At 64.9% G+C, this 22,423-nt stretch carries 22 protein-coding genes and 1 pseudogene; 10 read left to right on the plus strand and 13 right to left on the minus strand.

The window, feature by feature from the left end:
- Positions 1-7: 7 nt before the first annotated feature.
- From BM059_RS11740 to purE, 5 genes are all read right to left on the minus strand, one after another.
- Positions 8-541 (minus strand): DUF3299 domain-containing protein, encoded by a 534-nt coding sequence (locus tag BM059_RS11740; protein WP_074938809.1) that lies wholly within the window; start codon positions 539-541, stop codon positions 8-10.
- Positions 542-605: 64 nt separating this feature from the next.
- Positions 606-851, minus strand: coding sequence for a GlsB/YeaQ/YmgE family stress response membrane protein (locus BM059_RS11745; RefSeq protein ID WP_017676370.1), 246 nt, complete (start codon positions 849-851; stop codon positions 606-608).
- A gap of 66 nt (positions 852-917) precedes the next feature.
- Complete coding sequence (locus BM059_RS11750; RefSeq protein ID WP_074938810.1) at positions 918-1,682, minus strand: substrate-binding periplasmic protein; 765 nt, start codon at positions 1,680-1,682, stop codon at positions 918-920.
- Positions 1,683-1,737: 55 nt separating this feature from the next.
- Positions 1,738-2,823 (minus strand): 5-(carboxyamino)imidazole ribonucleotide synthase, encoded by a 1,086-nt coding sequence (locus BM059_RS11755; protein ID WP_074938812.1) that lies wholly within the window; start codon positions 2,821-2,823, stop codon positions 1,738-1,740.
- A 147-nt stretch (positions 2,824-2,970) separates the two neighbouring features.
- Entirely contained in the window at positions 2,971-3,462 is a 492-nt protein-coding gene (purE, locus tag BM059_RS11760; RefSeq protein WP_003242109.1) for a 5-(carboxyamino)imidazole ribonucleotide mutase, read from the minus strand.
- A gap of 276 nt (positions 3,463-3,738) precedes the next feature.
- Between purE and adhP the strand changes: the two genes are divergently transcribed.
- From adhP to BM059_RS11775, 3 genes are all read left to right on the plus strand, one after another.
- Positions 3,739-4,761, plus strand: a complete 1,023-nt coding sequence (gene adhP / locus BM059_RS11765) for an alcohol dehydrogenase AdhP (protein ID WP_074938987.1) — start codon at positions 3,739-3,741, stop codon at positions 4,759-4,761.
- A 118-nt stretch (positions 4,762-4,879) separates the two neighbouring features.
- Positions 4,880-5,674, plus strand: a complete 795-nt coding sequence (locus tag BM059_RS11770) for a hypothetical protein (RefSeq protein WP_074938813.1) — start codon at positions 4,880-4,882, stop codon at positions 5,672-5,674.
- Positions 5,675-5,754: 80 nt separating this feature from the next.
- Complete coding sequence (locus BM059_RS11775) at positions 5,755-6,747, plus strand: AraC family transcriptional regulator (RefSeq protein ID WP_074938815.1); 993 nt, start codon at positions 5,755-5,757, stop codon at positions 6,745-6,747.
- 110 nt (positions 6,748-6,857) lie between these two features.
- On the opposite strand, the gene BM059_RS11780 is transcribed toward BM059_RS11775, so the two are convergent.
- From BM059_RS11780 to BM059_RS11800, 5 genes are read right to left on the minus strand one after another with little or no spacing between them, the layout of a single operon-like run.
- Positions 6,858-8,894, minus strand: coding sequence for an LTA synthase family protein (locus BM059_RS11780; RefSeq protein WP_074938816.1), 2,037 nt, complete (start codon positions 8,892-8,894; stop codon positions 6,858-6,860).
- Positions 8,891-9,490, minus strand: coding sequence for a hypothetical protein (locus BM059_RS11785; RefSeq protein WP_074938818.1), 600 nt, complete (start codon positions 9,488-9,490; stop codon positions 8,891-8,893). The genes BM059_RS11780 and BM059_RS11785 overlap by 4 nt, the downstream gene beginning before the upstream one ends.
- A complete protein-coding gene (locus BM059_RS11790) occupies positions 9,483-10,763 on the minus strand; it encodes a sialidase family protein (RefSeq protein ID WP_074938820.1) in 1,281 nt (426 codons plus the stop codon). The genes BM059_RS11785 and BM059_RS11790 overlap by 8 nt, the downstream gene beginning before the upstream one ends.
- Before the next feature lie 10 nt (positions 10,764-10,773).
- Positions 10,774-11,076: a PepSY domain-containing protein gene (locus BM059_RS11795; RefSeq protein WP_074938822.1), complete on the minus strand. Its 303-nt coding sequence runs from the start codon at positions 11,074-11,076 to the stop codon at positions 10,774-10,776.
- A 53-nt stretch (positions 11,077-11,129) separates the two neighbouring features.
- Entirely contained in the window at positions 11,130-11,399 is a 270-nt protein-coding gene (locus tag BM059_RS11800) for a PepSY domain-containing protein (RefSeq protein ID WP_037002177.1), read from the minus strand.
- Positions 11,400-11,610: 211 nt separating this feature from the next.
- On the opposite strand from BM059_RS11800, the gene BM059_RS11805 reads away from it, so the two are divergent.
- Positions 11,611-12,639, plus strand: coding sequence for a histone deacetylase family protein (locus BM059_RS11805; protein WP_074938824.1), 1,029 nt, complete (start codon positions 11,611-11,613; stop codon positions 12,637-12,639).
- A 64-nt stretch (positions 12,640-12,703) separates the two neighbouring features.
- Positions 12,704-13,798 (plus strand): polyamine ABC transporter substrate-binding protein, encoded by a 1,095-nt coding sequence (locus tag BM059_RS11810; protein ID WP_074938826.1) that lies wholly within the window; start codon positions 12,704-12,706, stop codon positions 13,796-13,798.
- A 127-nt stretch (positions 13,799-13,925) separates the two neighbouring features.
- Here the strand turns inward: BM059_RS11810 and BM059_RS11815 are convergent, their stop codons facing one another.
- Positions 13,926-14,831 carry a LysR substrate-binding domain-containing protein gene (locus BM059_RS11815; RefSeq protein ID WP_074938827.1) on the minus strand — a complete coding sequence of 302 codons (906 nt, stop codon included), beginning with the start codon at positions 14,829-14,831 and terminating at the stop codon, positions 13,926-13,928.
- A gap of 333 nt (positions 14,832-15,164) precedes the next feature.
- On the opposite strand from BM059_RS11815, the gene aspA reads away from it, so the two are divergent.
- Both aspA and BM059_RS11825 read left to right on the plus strand, forming a co-directional pair.
- On the plus strand, positions 15,165-16,589 hold the full coding sequence (aspA, locus tag BM059_RS11820; RefSeq protein WP_037002181.1) for an aspartate ammonia-lyase: 1,425 nt from the start codon (positions 15,165-15,167) through the stop codon (positions 16,587-16,589).
- A 129-nt stretch (positions 16,590-16,718) separates the two neighbouring features.
- Positions 16,719-17,972 carry a dicarboxylate/amino acid:cation symporter gene (locus BM059_RS11825; RefSeq protein WP_074938829.1) on the plus strand — a complete coding sequence of 418 codons (1,254 nt, stop codon included), beginning with the start codon at positions 16,719-16,721 and terminating at the stop codon, positions 17,970-17,972.
- Positions 17,973-18,187: 215 nt separating this feature from the next.
- Here the strand turns inward: BM059_RS11825 and pdxR are convergent.
- Positions 18,188-19,652 (minus strand): annotated as a pseudogene (gene pdxR / locus BM059_RS11830) (MocR-like pyridoxine biosynthesis transcription factor PdxR).
- A 96-nt stretch (positions 19,653-19,748) separates the two neighbouring features.
- On the opposite strand from pdxR, the gene BM059_RS11835 reads away from it, so the two are divergent.
- The 3 genes from BM059_RS11835 to BM059_RS11845 are packed head-to-tail and all read left to right on the plus strand — an operon-like array spanning position 19,749 to position 21,512.
- On the plus strand, positions 19,749-20,381 hold the full coding sequence (locus BM059_RS11835) for an FMN-binding negative transcriptional regulator (RefSeq protein ID WP_074938831.1): 633 nt from the start codon (positions 19,749-19,751) through the stop codon (positions 20,379-20,381).
- A 19-nt stretch (positions 20,382-20,400) separates the two neighbouring features.
- Positions 20,401-20,841, plus strand: coding sequence for a GNAT family N-acetyltransferase (locus BM059_RS11840; protein WP_074938833.1), 441 nt, complete (start codon positions 20,401-20,403; stop codon positions 20,839-20,841).
- Positions 20,841-21,512 carry a GNAT family N-acetyltransferase gene (locus tag BM059_RS11845; protein ID WP_074938835.1) on the plus strand — a complete coding sequence of 224 codons (672 nt, stop codon included), beginning with the start codon at positions 20,841-20,843 and terminating at the stop codon, positions 21,510-21,512. Before BM059_RS11840 ends, BM059_RS11845 begins: the two co-directional genes overlap by 1 nt.
- A gap of 4 nt (positions 21,513-21,516) precedes the next feature.
- Here BM059_RS11845 and BM059_RS11850 read toward each other — a convergent pair whose 3' ends face one another.
- Positions 21,517-22,335 carry a helix-turn-helix domain-containing protein gene (locus tag BM059_RS11850; protein ID WP_037002193.1) on the minus strand — a complete coding sequence of 273 codons (819 nt, stop codon included), beginning with the start codon at positions 22,333-22,335 and terminating at the stop codon, positions 21,517-21,519.
- Positions 22,336-22,423 lie beyond the last annotated feature (88 nt).

Consider the following 22,423-nt stretch of genomic DNA (forward strand, 5'->3'; position numbering starts at 1 on the left):
CAGGCGGTTAGAGGTCTTCGTCGGTCACCAGGCGCACTTCGCCCGCTTCCATGGCATAGGCGGCGTCGGCCAGGTCGTTGCTGACCTGCTCCACCTTCAGCTCGCCACTGACCCACAGCGGGGCGTAGATGTCGTCGAGCGGGATGCCCTTCGGATAGCGCACCAGTACCAGCTGGTTCGGTGGCGGTGGTGGGACGTGGATGCAGGCGCCCGGATAGGGCACCAGGAAGAACAGCGTGCTGTTGCCTTTCTCGTCGTTCTCCAGCGGTACCGGGTAGCCGCCCAGGCGGATGGCCTTGCCGTCAAGTGCGGCGACGGTCTTGGCGGAGTACATCACCGCAGGCAGATCTTTGTCCTGCTGACGCAGGCCGCCTTCGCCGTAGAAGGTGCTGTCACCTTCAGGGCTGTCGTGGCTGATCTCGGGCATTTCCTCGAGGGCTTTGCGGTCTTCCGGAGGCACCAGGTCGAGCCAGTCGGTTTCCGGCAGTTCGGCGTGGGCCAGGCCGGTACAGAAGAGCAGGGCGAGCAGCAGGTGGCGCATGGGGTATGGCATCTCGTGGCAGCGTGAACGAGGAGCCGACAAGTCGGCTCCTGAGCAGGGCCTGTCAGCCCTTCTTGATTGCGCCGTAGATTACCAGCAGAACGATGGCGCCGATCACCGCGCCGATAAAACCGGCAGCCTGCCCGGCCTGGTAGATGCCCAACGCCTGGCCGCCGTAGGTGGCTGCGATGGAGCCGCCGATGCCGAGCAGGATGGTCATGATCCAGCCCATGCTGTCATCCCCAGGTTTGAGAAAGCGTGCGATCAGACCGACGATCAGGCCGATGAAAATGGTGCCGATAATGCCCATTGGCGTGTCTCCTTGATGAGTGCCGCGTATGCGGCAGGCCCTGCTTGAGACCGGCAGACAGGGGCTTCAGTTCGCCACCTCCGGTGGTTGGACCTCATAGCGCTGGTAGATCAGGACGATCTCGCCCGCGACGCGCATGCGTTCGAGCTCAGCGCCCAGGCGGTCATAGAGGTCACGACGATCACGCTGGTAGCGCTTGAGCGATGCGCCGAAGTGATTGCCCAGTAGCTGCTGGTGGTCGTAGTGCGCGTAGCTGTAGTCGCGAAACTCCATTGCCTTGAACTGCGCCTCCATCGGCACGACGTCGAGAACCGCGATGGTATCGAGGCGCTCGGCGCGGAACATTGCCGCCAGCTGCGCATCGTCGCTGGCATAGACCCGGCCCAGCATGTCATCGCTATCGAACTGCTCGAAATAGGCCGTGCCGCGCTTCACGCCGAGTGAGAGTGCATATAGGTCGTCGTAACGGCTCAGTCTTGCCTCTTCGCCTGGACGGACGATGAAGCGCACGTTCAGCTGTTGATTGCCGATACTGGGTAGGAAGTGAATGTATTCGCGGCGTTGCTCGGTGATCAGTACGCGCGGCAGCAGGTCGATTCGACCTGAGCGCAGGTCGTCAAGGCTGCGCAGGAACGGTGCTTCGCGCCAGTGCAGGTCTATCCCGACGCGGTGTGCGGCCGTCTCCAGCACGCTGATCAGCGGGCCGCTGGGCAAGCCATCGACCGCGCGCATCTCCGGTGGCCGTTCGCGGAAATCGACACGCAACACGTCGTCGTCGCCGACGCAGGTCAGCGCGAACAGCAAAGGCAGTAAGGAAAGTAGACGCTTCATGGAGGGGCTCTTGAACGACCACCGTCGTTCAAGAGCTTAGCCGTGAATCGCTTTATCAGCCCTTGGCGATCAGCGCCTGAACGGCCGCGATACCGGTATCCAGGCTGGCGCGATCAGCACTGCGCAGGGTGGCATGGCCGACCTTGCGCCCGGCCTTGAAGGCCTTGCCGTAGTGGTGCAGGTGGCAATCGGCGACGCTGATCACCTTGTCCACTGGCGGCACTTCACTGATGAAGTTGAGCATGGCGCTCTCGCCCAACTTGGCAGTCGAGCCCAGTGGCAGACCGGCGACGGCGCGCAGGTGGTTCTCGAACTGGCTGCACTCGGCGCCTTCGATGGTCCAGTGCCCAGAGTTGTGCACGCGCGGGGCGATCTCGTTGGCCTTGAGGCCGCCGTCCACCTCGAAGAATTCGAAGGCCAGCACGCCGACGTAATCGAGCTTGTCCAGCACGCGGCCGACGTAGCCCTCGGCCAGCGCCTGCAGTGGATGATCGGTGCTGGCAACGGACAGGGCGAGGATGCCGCTGTCGTGGGTGTTGTGCACCAGCGGGTAGAAGCGGGTTTCGCCATCGCGTGCACGCACGGCGATCAGCGACACCTCGCCGGTGAAGGGCACGAAGCCTTCGAGGATGCACGGCACGCTGCCCAGTTCGGCGAAGGCGCCGGTGACGTCTTCCGGCTTGCGCAGGACTTTCTGGCCCTTGCCGTCGTAGCCCAGGGTGCGGGTCTTCATCACCGCCGGCAGGCCAATGTTGGCCACCGCGGCGTTGAGGTCGGCCTGTGACTGGATATCGGCAAACTCGGGGGTGGGAATGCCCAACTCGCGGAACATGGACTTCTCGAACCAGCGATCACGGGCAATACGCAGGGCTTCCGCGCCCGGATAGACCGGCACGAACTGCGAGAGGAAGGCCACGGTTTCAGCCGGTACGCTCTCGAATTCGAAGGTGACCAGGTCGACCTCGTCGGCCAGCTGGCGCAGGTGGTCCTGATCGCCGTAGTCGGCGCGGATGTGCTCGCCGAGCGCCTGGGCGCAGGCGTCCGGCGCCGGGTCGAGAAACGCGAAGTTCATGCCCAGCGGGGTGCCCGCCAGGGCCATCATGCGGCCCAGTTGGCCGCCACCGATCACACCGATTTTCATAACAAAGCCCCTTTTCAGCAGGTGGCGAGACCAAGCAGTTGAACGCTGCGCGCAGCGCAGGAAGCGGAGTTTACGCCGGTAAATGAGCATTCCGAGCAGCGGACAGCGTTCGAATGCGCCGTGTCGCCGCCCCTGATGGAATGGGCTTCAGGCCTCGCGCGGGTCCGGGTTGCTCAGCACGGTATCGGTCTGTTCCTGACGGAACTGCTTCAGCGCCGCATGGAACTGCGGGTGCTGGTGACCGAGGATGCTGGCGGCGAGCAGGGCGGCGTTGACTGCGCCAGCCTTGCCGATGGCCAGGGTGGCGACCGGAATACCGGCCGGCATCTGCACGATCGACAGCAACGAGTCGACGCCCGAGAGCATGGACGACTGCACCGGCACGCCGAGCACCGGCAGGTGGGTCTTGGCCGCGCACATGCCCGGCAGGTGGGCAGCGCCACCGGCACCGGCGATGATCACCTGGATGCCGCGTGCTTCAGCTTCTTCGGCGTACTGGAACAGCAGGTCCGGAGTGCGGTGGGCAGAAACCACCTTGACCTCGTGGGGGATGCCCAGCTTGTCCAGCATCTCGGCGGTGTGGCTAAGGGTGGACCAATCGGACTTGGAGCCCATGATCACGCCAACCAGTGCGCTCATCAAAGTGCCTCTTCTCTCGGGCGCCTCGCGGCGCGTCAAAAACCAACAAGCCACGCGGGCGGGCCAGCGTGGCTTGTCATGATTCGTTGGCCGGGTGCTGCCGGCCGAAGGCCGCGCAGTATAACGCAAAGCCAGCAGCGTCGGGCAGTGGCGATGACCGTTTGTCATACAAGGTGTGGCCGTGGCGGAAAACTGCCCAAACCTTGCTCTGGAGCAATGCCGGCGAGGGCTGCGCGCGCACACTGGTGTTCCACTCGCATGGAAGAGGAACCGCGCATGAACCAGACCATGAAAGCCGCAGTTGTCCACGCCTTCGGCGAACCCCTGCGTATCGAGGAGGTGAAGACGCCGCTGCCCGGCCCCGGGCAGATCCTGGTGAAGATCGAGGCCTCGGGCGTCTGCCATACCGACCTGCACGCCGCCGAAGGCGACTGGCCGGTGAAACCGAGCCTGCCGTTCATTCCGGGCCACGAAGGCGTGGGCTATGTCGCGGCGGTTGGCAGCGGTGTGACGCGCGTGAAGGAGGGCGACCGTGTCGGCGTGCCCTGGCTGTACACCGCCTGCGGCTGCTGCGAGCACTGTTTGACCGGCTGGGAGACGCTCTGCGAGAGCCAGCAGAACACCGGCTATTCGATCAATGGCGGCTACGCCGAATATGTACTGGCTGACCCGAATTACGTCGGCATCCTGCCGAAAAATGTCGGCTTCCTCGAGATCGCGCCGATCCTCTGCGCCGGCGTGACGGTATACAAAGGCCTCAAGGAGACCAAGGCGCGCCCCGGTCAGTGGGTGGCGATCTCCGGTATCGGCGGCCTCGGCCACGTCGCGGTGCAGTATGCCCGCGCCATGGGCCTGCACGTGATTGCGGTGGATGTCGACGACGCCAAGCTGGAGCTGGCGCGCAAGCTCGGTGCCAGCCTGACCATCAACGCGCGCAAGGAAAACCCGGCTGAGGTGGTGCAGCGCGATATCGGCGGCGCCCATGGCGTGCTGGTCACCGCAGTGTCCAACGCCGCCTTCGGTCAGGCCATTGGCATGGCACGCCGGCATGGCACGGTGGCGTTGGTCGGCTTGCCGCCGGGCGATTTCCCCACGCCGATCTTCGATGTGGTGCTCAAGGCCATCACGATCACCGGTTCTATCGTCGGTACTCGCGCCGATCTGCAGGAAGCGCTGGATTTTGCCGGTGAAGGCCTGGTCAAGGCCACGGTGCACAGCGACAAACTCGACAACATCAACGGCATCTTCGAACAGATGCGTGGGGGACAGATCGAGGGACGCGTAGTGCTGCAGTTCTGATTCGGGCAAGGCCACGGACGAGCAACTTTCCTACAGAACGGACGCGCACGGGCGCACAGATCGACGCCAGATGGCTGGCTATACTGGGCGCCCTTTATCCGTACAAGGACGTGTCGTCATGAAACAGTACGTTTCGCTGGTTGCCCTCTCCCTGCTCTCCTTTCAAGCCGCTGCGCTGGATCTGGCCAAGCATCCGCAGGTCTTCGATGCCGGTCAGGGCGTCAGCCTGGCGCTGGCCCCTTCTGCCGACGGCAAGCAGGCGCTGGTACAGGTGCGTGGTATCAATCATCCGCTCGACGAAGTGGTGTTCCTCACCGATGTCCGCGAGTTGGGCAACGAGCAGCGCGACTACGGCATCCGCCTCGACGGGCGCGACTACAATCTGCTGAACAAGCGTCGTGCCTGGGGCGGCGAGAGCTACCAGCTCAACCTGCCTAATACCCAGGGCTTCGAGCTCAGTTACAGCGATGACAAGACCAAGGCACTCAAGCCGGCTGAGTTGCTCGCGATCTACCAGAAGCAGGAGAAGGATGGCCTGCAGGCACGCCTGGCTGCCTTCGACCGCAAGCAACGCGTAGCGGACTACAACGCTCGCTTGCAGGAAATGGACGGCGAAGCCACCAAGGCCTGCGGCACCCCGCTGGCGACCAAGGTGGACTGGAGCGCCATCAGTGACGAACAGCTGATCGGCCTCAGCGTGCCGAGCTTCTGTGGCGAGGTGGTCAACCAGATGGCTTACCTGTGCGGCAAGGACGATCGCTACAAGGCCGAAGCCAAGACCCTTAAGGGTGTCGACTGCCGCTTCGGCGAGGCGATGAAGCTGCGCGAGCAGGGTGGCCAGCTGCAATTCACCACCCACCCGGATGAAGCCAATCAGGGCGACTTCATCAACGCCATTCTGCGTAACCGCTGATCGAATCGGGCGGGCGCCGGCCCGTCCTCCGCGGCATATTTCTTGCGTTCTTTTGCCCATCTGTACCCAAGGAACGCATCATGCTGCACGCCTCGCTGACCACCCTGCATGTGGTGTCCCTGATCCTGCAACGCTTTGCGGACCAGCCCGAGCTGCACCCGCAATTGCTGGCCGGGAGCGGTATCGGTGCGGCGGATCTGGACAATGCCGATGCGCGCATCACCCGGGTGCAGGAGCTACAGGTGTGTGCCAATGCCCTGGCCCTGCGCGCCGACATGGGCCTCGAGTTGGGGCGCAGCCTGCATGTTTCCTCCTATGGGCTGCTGGGTTACGCCGCACTGTCGGCTGCCACCTTTGGTGACGCCTGGCGGCTGCTGTTGCAGTACCCGGCATTGCTTGGCACCTATTTTCGCCTCGATATGCAGGTGGAAGGTGAGCTGGCCTGGATCTGCGCCAGTGGTTATCGCGATGCCGAGGCGCTGGAAGTGTTCAACGTGGAGATGTGTCTGGCCTCGTTGAAACTGATCGGTGACGAACTGTTGCGTCAGCCGCTGCCGCTGGAGGGTGCCGAGTTCACCTATGCCCAGCCGCGCTACATGAAGCGCTATACAACGAGTTTTCCCTGCCCGCTGCGCTTCGAGGCGCAGCGCAATGCTTTTGCCTTTCCCGCCGCACTGCTGGAGCGCCGCCTGCCACTGGCCGATAGCGTTACCCACGGCGACATGGTGGAGCGCTGCCGCCGTCTGAATACCGAGTTCAGCAGTCGCCAAGCCTGGCTGGAACGGGTGCGCCAGCTTATGGCTGCGCAACTGGCCGAGCCGCCGGGGCTGGAAAACCTGGCGCAGCAGATGCACTGCTCGCCGCGTACCCTGCGCCGCCACCTGCAGGAGCTGGGCACCAGCTATCAGGGCTTGCTCGATGAGTTGCGTTTCGAGCGCGCCAAGACGCTGCTCAGCGAGGAGCAATGGCCGGTGTATCGCATCGCCGAGGTGCTCGGCTTCAGTGAGACGGCCAGCTTTCGTCATGCCTTCCAGCGTTGGAGCGGCGTACCACCGAGTCGCTTTCGCGCGTAGCCAATGCCGACGACCTTTCCCGGATTGCATCCGGGCTACCGGTGATTACCGTGGGAGCGGCTTCAGCCGCGATAAAAGCTTGCCGCTGAAGCGCCTCCCACAGGTGACGCTCATTCCTCCGCTTGCACGTTGCGGTACATCTGCAACCGCGCCGCCTCGTGCAGGCCACGACTCAGCGCCAGCAGGCGCTGGAATTCTTGCGGATGCTGCTCGGCCACGTTGTCGCGCGGTGTCGGCGAGTGCAGGTCATGCAGGGTCGGTGAGCTGCCGTCGTGCTGCATCTGCACGAGGAAGTCGCGCGTCACCGCGCCGATCACCGGGAAGGTGCCTTCCTGCAGCACCAGCGGTACCACACGTTCGCCTTCCGGCGCGGGGCGCTGCAGGTCGCGGCCCAGGCCGCCGTTGTCGAAGGGCACACCGACCAGTCCGGCCACAGTCGGCAGCAGGTCGGCCAGGCCCACGGCCGCGTCGAATTCGCGCGGCGCCAGCCACTTCGGTGCGTGGATCAGCAGCGGCACGTTGTTGCTCTCCAGCCCCAGTTGCTCGAAGGCCGGCGCCATGTGCGGGATCTGGCTGATGCGGGTGTTGTGGTCGCCGAAGAAGACGAAAATGGTGTCGTCGTAGAAGCCCTGCTCCTTGGCCAGCTCCATCAGACGGCCGATGTTGAAGTCCAGCAGGCGCACGGCGTTGTACTGCTCGACGCTGCGCGAGCCGGCCTGCTGTACCTGCTCCAGCGGCAGGTCGAGAGCCTCGAAGCCGTCGTTGTCCTTGGGGATGGTGAAGGGCCGGTGGTTGCCGGAGGTCTGCAGGTAGGCGAAGAAGGGTTTGTCCTTCGGCAGCGCGCCGAGGATGCGCGTGCTTTCCTTAAAGAAATCCAGGTCGGATATGCCCCACACGTCCACCTGCGGCGATTGCCAGTGGCGTTCCTCGTAGAGCTGCACGCCGTCGATGCTCTGGCGGATCAGCGCGTTGATGTTGGCCCAGCCGGCGTTGCCGCCGATCATGTAGAACTTCTCATAGCCTGGCAGGGCATTGATCAGCGTGCGTTGACGGGCGATCAGCGGGTTGCGCGTCGCCGTCTCCTGGCGTGACACGTCGGGGATGCCGGTGATGCTCGCCCACACGGTCTTGGCGGTGCCGGTGACCGGCACGTAGAAGTGGCGGAAGAACCAGCTTTCCCTGGCCAGACGGTCGAGGTTCGGTGTCGGATTCAGCGGATTGCCGTAGGCACCCACGGCGCTGGTGCCGAGGGATTCGAGCATGACGAAAACCACATTCGGCTGGCGCTCGGTCTGGATGCGATGCGCCTGCAGCGGCTGCTGGCGGAAGAAGTTCAGCCCCTGCGCATCACGCTCGCTGACGCCCAGGTAATCGGCGACGACCTCGTAGTGTTCGCGCGTGGCCGTCTCGTCGAAGGCGCTGGGTTCGAGCTTGAGGGTGTCGAAGAGAAACAGCGCCGGGTTGATCCCGAGCGCGCCGATCTGGCTGTTACCGCTGTAAAAGGCATCGCTCCAACGCAGCGGCACCGGGTTTTCCAGGTTCAGCGCGCTGGCGCGTCCGAGCAGACCGAAGAACACCAGCACACCCACCACCGCTGCACCGCCGAGTGCCGGTAATACGCCTACCCGTTGTGCTTGCGGTCGATCCAGCGTGGCGCGCTCCAGGCGCAGCAGCGCCCAGGCCCACAGCGCTACGCCGGCCAGCCAGGCCAGGGTTATCCACAGCACCGGGTAGGTCTGCCAGAGCATGTCGGCAGAAATTTGCGCGTCGTCGGCAAAGCGCAGCACCGTGGCATTGAGGCGCACGCCCAGGTAGGCGTAGTGGCCGAAGTCGATGATGTAGAGCAGGCCCAGCGCTGCCACGGCCAGCAGCAGATAGCCACGCAGCAGCCAGCGTACACTGCGAAAGCGCGCCAGGCGCAGCTTCGGCAGCGCCAGCAGGAGGCCCACCGGTAGCATCAGCAGCAGAGCCAGGCGCAGGTCGAAGCGCAGGCCGATGCCGAGGGTGCGCAGCACATCCGGGTCGCTGATGCTTTCGACGGCGGAAAAACCCAGCAGGAATAGCCCGCGCAAGGCGGCGAAGAGTACGAGCAGCAGCGCCGTGAGGCCGACCAGGTAATGCAGACGGCGTGATTTCAACCAGCTCATGCGAGGTTCCTTGTTCGAGTCGAGAGTCGAATCAGCAGCCAGCGTCCGCCTGCGATCAGCAGGGCGCCGAGGCTATAGAGGGCCAGGTAGGGATCGATCAGGTAATCCCAGTAGTTTTCCGAGGCGCCCAGGCGCAGGGCGAAGGCCAGGGTCGCCAGTACCAGCGCCAGGGCGCCGAGCCAGCTGCGCTGGACGATCAGCACCGCGCACAACAGGCCCAGTACCAGCAGCATGGGCCGTGGTTCGAAGCCCAGCTGGTAGGGGTCGGCGTAACTCAGGCCCAGCGCCGCCGGGTAGAGCAGCACGGCCAGGCTGGCGAACAGGGCCAGGCTGGCCAGGCGATCTCGGGCGTCGGCAGGCGGCGCGCCGAAACGGCTCAGGGTCGCCCAGCCGAGCATTGCCAGGCTGGCCACTGACAGGTCGCCGATATAGGTGCGCAGGTGTAGCGCCAGGCTGATGCCCTGCACCGGCACCAGGCTGAGTAGCAGGCAGATGCACAGCTTGAGCGCCTGCAACGGACGGTGGCGGCCAATGGGCGCCAGCAGCAGGAAGGCGAGCAGGGTGAAGGCCAGGTGCGGCAGCCAGAAGTCATTCATGCGGGCGGCGCTCCGACAGCCAGGCCTCGTTGAAGGCCAGGTGTTTGATGAACATGTCGTTCCACGAATAGACGAGGTGGTAGGTGCCCTCGCGGTCGCGGGTGAAGTAGGGGTACTCGTAGTCGAAGGTGCAGCCCTCGGCGCTGCACATGCGCGCGGTCACCCGTTCGAGCACGCGCGCCTGCTGCTCGGGCTTGCCGCCGCTGGCACGGTATTTCTCCGTGACCACGGCGGGAAAGTCCCCGTGCGGGATCGGCTCGCCCCAGGGGTTGGGGCTTTCGTCGAGCTCGCCGAGGGTACGCCAGTTGCCCAGGTTGGCGTCGGTGGCATAAAGGGTCAGGCGAAAGCGCCCGTCCTCCAGATCATTCATCGCCACCAGCAGGCTGCCGTCGGGGCGACCGACCGCGGCCAGGGACGAGTTGGGGTTGCTCGGCTCGACCGGCTCTGGCCGGCTCCAACTGCGCCCGGCGTCGTCGCTGTAGCTGGCCAACACGCGGTGATGCTCCTCGCCGGCATAGCGCAGCAGCGCCACGGCGCGGCGTTCGTCCAGCGCCACCACAGTCGGTTGCAGCGAATAGCGGCCCTTGCCGATGCGGTACTTGCCGAGTACTTCGCCGTTCGCGCTCAGATGCAGGTACTCGGGAAACTTGCCGAGGAACTCGTGGTACACCGGCAGGCCGATGCTGCCGTCGGCGTGGAACACCGGCGCGGCGCGCACCAGGGTGCTGATGTTGAGGAACGGGCTGGTGACCAGCTGGCGGGGTGCTGACCAGGTTTCGCCGAGGTCATCGGACACCATGGCGTTGACCGCGCTACCGGCCCAGCCGCCCAGCGACACCGAGACGTAGAACAGCCACAGGCGATTGTCCGGCGCCAGGCTGATCACCGGGTTGCCCAGCTTGCGGATGTGCTTGCCGACCGCGCGCTGGGTCGACTCGCGTGTGGCCAGCACGCGCTCGGCGCTCCACTGGCCGCTGGCGGCATCGAAACGCGCGGCGCGGATCTGCACATCGGCGGCGCCTTCGCGGCTACCGGCGAACCAGGCGGCCATCAGGTCGCCGCCGGGCAGGCCGGTGATCGATGCGGAGTGGACGAAATCCTCCAGGTCGGAGGAGGCGAAGTGCGCAGCCAGAGCGGGCGTGGCGTTGGCTGCAGACGCTGCCGGCTGAGCGGCGAAGGGCGCCAGCGTATGGGGTACGGCGCCGAGCCAGGCACAGGCAAACACCGTGGCCGCGCCCAGCAGCAGGGCGCAGGTCTTGAAAGTCGAGGTCATGGTTGCTGGTTCAGGGATGGTCGGGAGCCGATAGGCCGGAGCTGGCGACTTCTTCTACCGGGCGTGCGTCGACCGGGTCGTAGTAGACCTCCAGCTTGCGACCGGCGGCGTCGAAGCCGTAGATCTCGTAGCAGTGGCCGGGAGTGATACGAAACTTGGTGATCTGCACGCCCTGGTGCTTCATCTGCTCACGGAACTGCGACTCGGGCATCCAGGTGCTGCGGTCGGGGCGGGCACAATCGGTGTCGGCCAGCAGCGGCGCGGCGCCAAGCATCAGCAAGCTGCCCAGAGTGGTTCGGGCTAAAAGGGGCATGGCGGGGCTCTCGTGACGGGGCACCGACCGCCAGGGCCGGCGCCGGGCTGTGCTCAGTCTTCGATCTCGGTCTTCACGGCCTTGCCGCTGACTGGGTCGTGGTAGATCTCGACCTTGCGGCCGTCCTTGTCGAAACCGTAGATCTCGTAGCAGTTGCCTTCGGTGACCTTGAATTTGTTGATCTTGTAGCCATCGGCCGCGAGCTTGGCCTGGAACTGGTCGGGGTCTTGCCAGGTGGAGCGGTCGGCGGTCGTGCATTCGGTCTTGGCGAAGGCCGGCGCAGTGCAGACCAGCAAGGCGGGAACGAGCAGTAGACGACGCATGGTAGGACTCCAGATGGGGTTGGAGCTGCCACCTTCGACGCGCAGGCTTAACGAAAACTTAAGGCTCACACCCCGTTACATCTTGCCCGCGAGCATCCGGCTGGCAGCGCAATTTGGCCATTTCGATCCCCTTTTGGCCGTTGTCAGCGTTCTCGATTCAGGTTGCGCAGGCGAACAATGCAGGCACAACAACGAGCCTGGAGCGCTTTGCATGCTCACCTACTACAGCGACGACCACCACCTGCACCACGGCAAATGCGAGCTGATCGACGGGCAACTGATGCCCTGCTTCGAAAAGCCGCAGCGCGTCGACCATATCTTGGCCCGTGTGAACAATCGCCAGCTCGGCGATGTCCGTGTGCCGAAGGATTTCGGCCTGGCGCCCATCGAACGCATCCACAGCAAGGCCTATCTGGAGTTCTTCCAGGGCGCTTGGGCGCGCTGGCAGGAACAGGGCGGCCAGGGCGACCTGCTGCCGTTCACCTGGCCGGCGCGCACCCTGCGGCGGATGATCCCCAACGACCTGCACGGCCAGCTCGGCTACTACAGTTTCGACGGTGGCGCACCGATCACCGCCGGCACCTGGCAGGCGGCCTACAGCGCCGCCCAGGTGGCACTGAGTGCCCAGCAGGAGATCGCCAATGGCGCGCACAGCGCGTTTGCCCTGTGCCGTCCGCCAGGTCACCACGCCGCCGGCGACGTGATGGGCGGCTACTGCTACCTGAACAACGCCGCCATCGCCGCCCAGGCCTTCCTTGACCAAGGCCGCAAGAAAGTCGCCATCCTCGATGTCGACTACCACCACGGCAACGGCACCCAGGACATCTTCTACCAGCGCAGTGACGTGCTGTTCGCCTCGATCCACGGCGACCCGGCCGAGGAATTTCCGTTCTTCCTCGGCTATGCCGATGAACTGGGCGAGGGTGCCGGCGAGGGCTACAACTTCAACTACCCGTTGCCCATGGGCAGCTCCTGGGACGCCTGGAGTTCCGCACTGGAGCAGGCCTGCCAACGCATCGCCGAATACGGCGCCGAGGTGCTGGTGGTGTCGCTGGGCGTGGACACCTACATGGAAGACCCGATCTCGCAGTTCAAACTCGACAGCCCGGACTACCTGACCATGGGCCGGCGTATAGCCGCGCTGGGCTTGCCGACGCTGTTCATCATGGAAGGCGGCTACGCGGTGGAGGCCATCGGCGTCAACGCGGTCAACGTACTGGAAGGGTTCGAGGGCGCCTGAGAGGCGCCTCTTCAGCAATCAGAAATCTGCCAAACAAGAGCAATATTTCAGGGGTGCTAGAACGATGAAAGCCATAAAACAGATGCTCGGCGCCGCCCTGTGCGGCGCCACCCTGCTCAGCGGCGCGGTGCAGGCCAAGGAACTGCGCGTATACAACTGGGCGGACTACATCCTGCCGTCGGTGCCCAAGGACTTCCAGAAGGAGTCCGGCATCCAGATCACCTGGGACACCTTCGAGACCAACGAGGCACTGGAGGCCAAGCTGCTCACCGGCAACTCCGGCTATGACCTGGTGATTCCGTCCAACCAGTTCCTCGAAACCCAGGTCAAGGCCGGCGTGTTCGCCCCGCTGGACAAGTCGAAAATCCCCAACTGGAAGAACCTCGATCCGGCGCTGCTCAAGCTGCTGGAGAAGAACGACCCGGGCAACCAGTACGGCGTGCCCTACATGTACGGCACCGTGCTGATCGGCTACAACCCGGACAAGGTCAAGGCCGCGCTCGGCGAAGATGCGCCGGTCAACAGCTGGGATCTGGTGTTCAAGCCCGAGTACATGGAAAAGCTGAAGTCCTGCGGCGTGGCCATGCTCGATTCGCCCAGCGAGATCATCCCCATCGCCCTGCACTACCTGGGCCTTGACCCTAACAGCAGCAATCCGGCCGACTACGAAAAGGTCACCGAACTGCTGCTGAAAGTGCGCCCTTACGTGGCCTACTTTCACTCCGCCAAGTACATGACCGACATCGCCAACGGCGACATCTGCGTGGCCATCGGTTATTCGGGCAGCTTCTACCAGTTCGCCAACCGCGCCAAGGAAGCCGGTAACGGCGTGAAGATCAGCTGGCGTCTACCCAAGGAAGGCGCGCCGATCTGGTTCGACACCTGGGCCATTCCCAAGAGCGCCAAGAATTCGGACGAAGCCCACGCCTTCATCAACCACCTGCTCGAACCCAAGGTGATCGCGCCGATCAGCGACTTCCTCGGCTACCCCAACCCGAACGTGCCGGGCATGCAGCTAGTAAGCAAGGAAATTGCGGCCGACCAGGACCTGACGCCGACCCCGGAAATGCAGAAGTCGCTGTACGTGGTGCAGCCACTGCCGCAGAAGATCGAGCGCGTGCGTACGCGGGCGTGGACGTCGATCAAGTCGGGCAAGTGATTTGTCACTAACGGCTCGCGGCTGAAGCCGCTCCTACAGGCTTTGCAGTTTTCTGGAGGAGCGGCTTCAGCCGCGAATATCTTTGTCCTGCGAAAGCCGGTGCGCGCAGCGCACCCTGCCCGAAAGCTCAGCCACCCACTTCCCCCGTCTCCAACTTGCGCCACAGCAAACGCACCGCGGCCTTGCGCACCAGGGCGCAGCGGTACAGGCGGATTTCCAGCGGGATCTGCCAGTGTTCGCCGCCGCAGATGGCTAGTTCGCCACGGGCCAGTTCGGCGGTGACGGACAGGCGTGGCACCCAGGCCACGCCCATGCCCTGCAGGGCCATGCTCTTCAGGCTGTCGGCCATGGCGGTTTCGTACACCGTGGTCGAGCGCAGCGCGCGCTGGCGCAGCAGCAGGTTGACCGAACGCCCGAGAAAGGCGCCGGCGCTGTAGGCCAGCAGCGGCACACTCTGGCCATTGTCGAGGTCGTACAGCGGCGCGCCGGACTCGTTCACCGCGCACACCGGCAACATCGAGGTGGCGCCCAGGTGCAGCGAGGGGAAGATCGCCGGGTCCATCTGCAGCGCCGCGTCGGGGTCGTAGTAGGCGAGGATCAGGTCGCAGGCGCCTTCACGCAAAGAGTGCACCGCTTCGCCGACGTTGGTCGCTACCAGTCGTGTGGTCAGTGGCAGGCCTTCGCGGCGCAGGCGGGCGATCCACTCGGGGAAGAAGCCCAGGGTCAGCGAGTGAGCGGCGGCAATCGACAGCATTTCGCCCTGCTGACCTTCCAGGTTGTGCAGGTGGCGCACCACTTCGCCAAGCTGTTCGACCAGGCTGCGCGCGGTGACCAGAAACAGCCGGCCGGCCTCGGTGAGTTCGACGGGCGTGCAGGAGCGGTCGACCAGGGTCAGGCCGAGCATGCCCTCCAGGCTGCGGATGCGCCGGCTGAACGCCGGCTGGGTGACGAAGCGCTTTTCCGCGGCCTGGGAAAAGCTGCGGGTGCCGGCCAGGGCAACGAAGTCTTCCAGCCATTTGGTTTCCAGGTTCATTGCAGGCTCCCGAGGCTTGCACGAGGCGTAGGGTGGGTTAGCGACGCTGAACTCGGTTCGGCAGACGCAGCTGTCGTGGTGCGTCGCGTAACCCACCAGGTGATGGATCATCGTTGCGCCGATGGTGGGTACGCCGCGTCTCGAACGACGTGATATTCGGCAATGGCAGCATGCGGCTAACCCACTCTACGTTTGCCGCTATCTCGCAGTCACATTCACATTATGCCGATCATGCATAGGGCAGCAAGCAACGGCATTGGTAGCGAGACGATTGGAGCCCCTATTCTATGGGCATCGCGGCACTCGCCGTACTTCCCAAGAGCCATCGCTATCATGTCCTCTGCTGCATCTGTTCGCGTCGAAAAAGACCTGCTCGGCACCCTCGAAGTCCCCGCTGATGCCTACTACGGCATCCAGACCCTGCGCGCCGTGCAGAACTTCCGCCTGTCCGGTGTGCCGCTGTCGCACTACCCGAAGCTGGTGATCGGCCTGGCCATGGTCAAGCAGGCCTCGGCGGATGCCAACCGCGAGCTGGGCCACCTGAGCGCGGCCAAGCACACCGCTATCAGCACCGCCTGTGCACGCATCATTCAGGGTGAGTTCCACGACCAGTTCGTGGTCGACATGATCCAGGGCGGCGCCGGCACCTCGACCAACATGAACGCCAACGAGGTGATCGCCAACATCGCCCTGGAGGCCATGGGGCATGAGAAGGGCCAGTACCAGCACCTGCACCCGAACAACGACGTGAACATGGCGCAGTCGACCAACGACGCCTACCCGACCGCCATTCGTCTCGGTCTGCTGCTCGGTCACGAGAGCCTGCTGAACGCGCTGCATAAACTGATTCAGTCGTTCGCGGCCAAGGGCCTGGAGTTCGGTCACGTGTTGAAGATGGGCCGCACCCAACTGCAGGACGCCGTGCCGATGACCCTCGGCCAGGAGTTCCGCGCCTTCGCCACCACCCTCGGCGAAGACCTGCAGCACCTGAAACTGCTGGCGCCGACCCTGCTCACCGAGGTCAACCTGGGCGGCACCGCCATCGGCACCGGCATCAACGCCGACCCGAAATACCAGGCCTTGGCGGTCAAGCGTCTGGCCATCATCAGCGGTCACCCGCTGACCCCGGCTGCCGACCTGATCGAGGCCACCAGTGACATGGGCGCCTTCGTGCTGTTCTCCGGCATGCTCAAGCGCACCGCGGTCAAACTGTCGAAGATCTGCAACGACCTGCGCCTGCTTTCCAGCGGCCCGCGTACCGGCATCAACGAGATCAACCTGCCGGCGCGTCAGCCGGGTAGTTCGATCATGCCAGGCAAGGTCAACCCGGTGATCCCCGAGGCGGTCAATCAGGTGGCCTTCGAAGTGATCGGCAACGACCTGGCGCTGACCATGGCAGCCGAAGGCGGCCAACTGCAGCTGAACGTGATGGAGCCGCTGATCGCTTACAAGATCTTCGACTCGATCCGCCTGCTGACCCGCGCCATGGATATGCTGCGTGAGCTGTGCATCGACGGCATCACGGCCAACGAAGAGCGCTGCCGTGAACTGATGGAAAACTCCATCGGTCTGATCACCGCGCTCAACCCCTACATCGGTTACGAGAACGCCACCCGCATCGCCAAGGTCGCTCTGGAAAGTGGGCGCGGCGTGCTGGAGCTGGTACGCGAGGAGCAGCTACTGGATGAGGCCACCCTGGCCGACATCCTGCGTCCCGAGAACATGATCGCCCCGCGCCTGGTTCCACTGCAGGGCTGATCCAACTGGCAAAACCCGCGCCGCCCTCATCCGAGTGCGGCGCGTTTATTTCCGCCCTAGCCTGCCGGGTGGTACCGCTCAAGGCCGCGCAGACGGCCCCACAAAAATGACAATTCGGGTGATAACCACATGAGTCAGAGCAACACCGCTTCTCCTTCTTTCCTTGCGCGCGTGCCGTTGTGGCAGCAGATTCTCGTCGGCCTGGTGCTCGGCGTGGTCGTCGGCATGCTGTTCAAGAGCGTCGCCCTGGCGCTGGCGCCGATCGGCGCGCTGTTTCTCAATGCGATCAAGATGCTTATCGTGCCGCTGGTGTTCGTGTCCCTGGTGGCCGGTATCACCGCCATGAGCGACAGCGCCAAGCTTGGCCGCATCAGCGTCAAGACCATCGCCATCTACCTGATCACCACCGCCTTTGCAGTGAGCATCGGCCTGGCGTTCGGCACCCTGTTCAGCCCTGGTGAAGGCATGAACATGGTCGCCAGCGGCAGCGAAGAGGCCAAGCAGGCGCCTTCGCTGGTGCAGATTCTGGTGGGACTGGTGCCGACCAATCCGGTGACCGCCTTCGCCGAAGGCAACATTCTGCAGATCATCGTCTTCGCCATTGCCCTGGGCGTGAGCATGAATCTGGTTGGCGAAAAGGCCGCGCCGGTGGTGCGTCTCTTCGACAGCCTGGCAGAAGTGTTCTACAAGCTCACCGACCTGGTGATGCGCTTCGCCCCCATCGGCGTGTTCGCGCTGATCGCCGGCGTAGTTGCCTCCCATGGCATCGAGGTGCTGCTGCCGCTGGCCGGTGTGATCGGCGTGATCTACCTGGCCAGCATCGCCCACATGTTGCTGATCTACGGTGGCCTGATCGGCGGCCTGGCGCGCCTCAGCCCGCTGCGTTTCTTTCGTGGTATCGCTCCGGCGCTGGCGGTGGCTTTCAGTACCTCGAGCAGTTCCGGCACCTTGCCGGTGTCCATCGAGTGCGCGCGCAAGAACCTCGGCGTGTCGCAGGGTGTGGCCGGCTTCGTGCTGCCGGTGGGCGCGACCATCAACATGGACGGCACCGCGATCTACCAGGGCGTGCTGGCGCTGTTCATCGCCCAGGCCTTCGGCATCGACCTGAATGCCGGGCAGTACCTGATGATCATCCTCACCGCCACCCTGGCCTCGGTCGGCACCGCCGGCGTGCCCGGCGCCGGCCTGATCATGCTCGGCCTGGTGCTGACTTCGGTTGGCCTGCCGCTGGAAGGCGTGGCGCTGATCGCCGGTATCGACCGCATCCTCGACATGGCGCGCACCACCGTGAACGTCGCCGGCGACCTGATGACCACCACCCTGGTGGGCAGCAGTGAGAAGGAACTGGATCGCGAGATCTACAACAGCGACAACGCAGCCTGAGTGCCGCGCGCCGGGTTATCCACAGCCTGGCGCATTCGTTTTCATAGGAGGCCTCACCAGCCTCACCCTTCAGGGATGGCCTCGGCCATCCCTTTTTTTGTGGCCTGCCATCCCTGGCGGCCACCCTTCGGGCCGTCGCAAGCGACGTCAAAAGCTGCTGCCATTCAAGGGTGGCTGCCGTAGGGTGCGCCGCGCGCACCGCCGGTTGGCCCGCATCAAAGTTTCCACGCTCGGCGCAGCGTCTGCACGGCCTCGACGATCTGCGCCTCGGGCACCGCAGCAAAACCCAGCACCAGTCCGGCGCGGGCGTCCTCAGCCGTCTCGCTGCCTGGCAACCAGTAATCGCTCAGGGGGTTCATCTCGATGCCGGCTGCACGTGCGGCGGCGATAAGCTCACGTTCCCGCGCAAGACTCTCGACCTTGATGCTCAGGTGCAGGCCGGCTTCCACGGTCGGCAATGGCGAGCAGCCGGGAATCGCCGCCGGCCAGGCCGCGAGCAAGGCGTCGCGCCGGCTGCGCGCGGCCTGGCGCATGCGCCGCACATGGCGCTGGAAGTGCCCGGCGGCGATGAACTCGGCCATCACCGCTTGGGTACCGACCTCCGAATGACGCATCTCCAGTGCCTGGCGCCGGGCGAAGCTCTCCGCCAGCGCGGGTGGCAGCACCAGGTAGCCCAGGCGCAATGCAGGAAAGGCGAGCTTGCCGAAGGTGCCGATGTAGATCACCCGCTGCTGCTCGTCCAGCGCCGCCAGAGGCGCGAGCGGCGTGCCGCTGTAGCGGTACTCGCCGTCGTAGTCGTCCTCGATGATCCAGCCGTTCACGCGTTTGGCCCATTCCAGTAGCGCCAGGCGCCGTTGCAGCGACAGGGTCACCCCTGGGGTACTGGTGTGCGGGTGTGACATAGGCCAGCCGGCAATCGTTCAGGCGTTGCAGGGCGGCGACGTCCAGGCCGTCGCCGTCCACCGCGATACCGCACAGCTGCGCGCCGGCCACCGCAAAGGCATGGCCCGCCGCGCGGTAGCCGGGGTTTTCCAGCGCCACCCGCGCGCCGGGCTGCACCAGCAATTGAGCGCAGAGGCTGATGGCCTGCTGCGAGCCGCAGGTGATCAGCACCTGCGTCGCCTCGCAGGTCAGGCCGCGGCTGCTGCGCAGGTAAGCAGCGATCAGCTCGCGCAGTTGTATGTCACCGGCGGGGTCGCCATAACCCAGCCGGGCCGGCGAGGGTTTGCGCCAGAAGCGCGCCTGCAGGCGCGCCCAGGTCTCGAAGGGGAACAGATCGAAGGCCGGTACACCGATGCGAAAAGCGCGCGGTGCACCTTTGGCGGGCATGGCCAGATGGTGATTCTGCAACAGCTGCAGGGCTGGGCTGGCCGCTGCTGGAGTGACCGCAGTGGCGGCGGCAGGCCGGCTACGCGGCAGTTCGGCGATGTAGGTGCCATCGCCGACCCGCCCGGCTACGTAGCCCTCGGCGTACAACTGGTCCAACGCGCGGGTCACGGTATTGCGCGAAATGCCCAGCAGCGCGGCCAGCTCGCGGCTGGCCGGCAGACGTGTGCCGCCCGCCAGGCGGCCGTCGAGGATGCGTTCGCGTAAGGCCTGGTAGAGCTGGCGTGCCAGGCCCTGGCCGGGCTGCAGGCGAATGCCGGAAAGGTCGAACGGCAAGGCAGGCGCGCGATTCATGATCGTCGATTGGCTCCATGAAAATCGTCGGGAATGGATCTTACGTCAGGCCAATATCCTGCCTAGCATGACCCCATCACGCCAGGAGAAACCCTCATGTACTGCCCCGCTGCCTTTCGTCAGGACGACCTGCCCACTCTGCACGCGCAGATTCAGGCCAACGGTCTGGCCATCGTGACCAGCAGCGGCGCGCAGGGCCTGCAGGCCAGTCATCTGCCGCTGCTGCTGGCGCCTGACGAGGGCGAGTTCGGCACCCTGTACGGCCACTTCGCCCGGGCCAACCCGCACTGGCGCGACCTGGCCAGCGGCGCCGAGGCCCTGGTGGTGTTCAGCGGCGCGGACGCCTATGTGCATCCCGGCTGGTACCCGGCCAAGGCCGAGCACGGCAAGGTGGTGCCGACCTGGAACTACATCGCCGTGCATGCCTGGGGTCGGGCCGAAGTGTTCGACGAGCCCGAGCGTCTGCTGCAACTGGTCAGCCGCCTCAGCGACCGCCATGAGCAGGGCCGTGCGCAGCCCTGGGCCGTCGACGATGCGCCGCGTGACTACATCGAGTCCATGCTGCGCGCCATCGTCGGTTTCGCCCTGCCGATTCGCCGACTCGAAGGCAAATGGAAGCTCAGCCAGAACCGCTCGACCCGCGACCAGGCCGGTGTTCGCGCCGGCCTGGCGACGTCCGCCAACCCGCGCGACCACGAGCTGGCGGCGCAGATGAACCCCACCGACTGACCACCAAAGGAAGGCCATCATGCTCGATATCCGCCCCATCACCGCTGCCGATCATGCTGTCTGGCTGCCGCTCTGGCAGGGTTACCAGCGCTTCTACCAGGCCGAGATCCCGGCCGAGACCAGCGCCCTCACCTGGCAGCGTTTTCTCGACCCGGCCGAGCCCATGCAGGCGGCGCTGGCCTGGCAGGACGGCGAGGCGGTCGGTTTGGTGCACTTCATCTATCACCGCAGTTGCTGGACGAGCGGCGACTACTGCTACCTGCAGGACCTGTTCGTCGCCGAGCATATTCGCGGTGGCGGCATCGGTCGCGCGCTGATCGAGCATGTTTACGCCGAGGCCCGTGCTGCCGGCGCCAGTCGCGTGCATTGGCTGACCCAGGAAACCAACTACCAGGGGCGTATGCTCTACGACCGCATCGGCGACCGCTCCGGTTTCATCCAGTACAGGAAGCTCTTCTGATGACGCGTGATCTCACTCACTGGCAACCCCGACCCACACCAGACCAACGCACGCTGCAAGGCCGTTTCGTGCGTCTCGAAGCACTCGATGCCGGGCGCCATGGCGATGATCTGTGGCGCGCCTTGCAGGGTCCGGACCCGGCGCTTTGGGATTATTTGCCCTACGGCCCCTTCAGCGAGCGCGGCGCTTTCGATGCCTGGCTGGCCGCCAATGCGCAGAGTCGCGACCCGCTGTTCTACGCGGTGATCGACCTGGCCAGCGCTCGCGCCCTGGGGCTGTTCAGCTACCTGCGTATCACCGCGCAGGACGGCAGCATCGAGATCGGCCACGTCGCCTTCGGCGCGCCGATGCAGCGCACGCCAGGCGCGACCGAGGCGATCTATCTGTTGGCACACCACGCCTTCGACGACCTCGGCTACCGGCGCCTGGAGTGGAAGTGCGACGCGGCCAACGCCCGCTCGCTGCGCGCCGCCGAGCGCTTTGGCTTCAGCCAGGAAGGACTGTTCCGTCAGCACATGGTGCGCAAGGGGCGTAACCGCGATACCGCCTGGTTCGCCATCATCGACGGGGAATGGCCGGCCCGCCGCGATGCCTTCGAACGCTGGCTGGTGGTGGATAACTTCGATGAGGATGGGCGGCAGAAGCAGCGTCTGGAGGCGCTGCGCGAATAGCCCCTCACTCCATCTCGAACAACCCATCACGCAGCTGTGCGCCACCCAGGCGCTGGCGGATGTCGTCGTCGATGCGCGGGTCGTCGGGGGCGTAGAGCATCAACTGGCGATAGGCGTTGACCCGGTTGATCTCATTGCCCAGGTACTGCCAGACAACGCGGGTGCAGGCCGGCGTGCGGCGGTCGCCGCTTGAGACGCCGGTCTTGATGCCGTTGAGGCGGATGATGCGGCTCTTGAAGCTGGGGATCAGGATGGTCTGGCTCATCTCGTTGCCGGTGAGCGACTCGTAGTCCACCAGGAACAGGCGGTCCTGCAGGAACAACGCCGTGCCCAGGTAGCGGCAGCGCACCCAGTCCTCGCTGCCGCCGCGTGCGGGCTCCTGGCGCTCCTGCCGTTCCTGGCGCTCGAACAGGTAATTGCCGCGCTCCTCACGCAGGTGCACCAGCGACAGCAGCACGTGCCCCGGCACTGACATGCAGTTGGAGTATTCGAAGTAGTAGCCGCAGTAGCGCTCCATCGGGCTGGCCTGGCGGCGTAGCGGGGCGAACAGCTCCAGCAGCGGATCGTTACCACTTTGCTGTTGCGCATCGCCGCTGCGCGCGCCGATCAGGCGGGCGAACTGCTCGGCCGGCATGGCCAGTTCGAAGGGTTCGACGCCGAAGAAATCGCAAATGCGCTTGAGGTTGTGCGTGGTCGGTCGGCTCTGTCCGGCCAGGTAACGGTTGAACTGCGCACGGTTGATCGACAGCTTGCGGCATACCTCGGCAATCGAACGGTAATGGCTGCAGAGCAGTTTCAGATTGGTGCCGAGGGAATCGGACATATGGCCGCTCCAGCTGATGCGAATGACGCGATTCTAGCATCAACTCGCGTCAGCTCGCCGCGACCTGCGAAATTGTTCCACGCAGAGC

Origin of the sequence: Ectopseudomonas composti, from assembly GCF_900115475.1 — a bacterium.
Lineage (GTDB): Bacteria > Pseudomonadota > Gammaproteobacteria > Pseudomonadales > Pseudomonadaceae > Aquipseudomonas > Aquipseudomonas composti.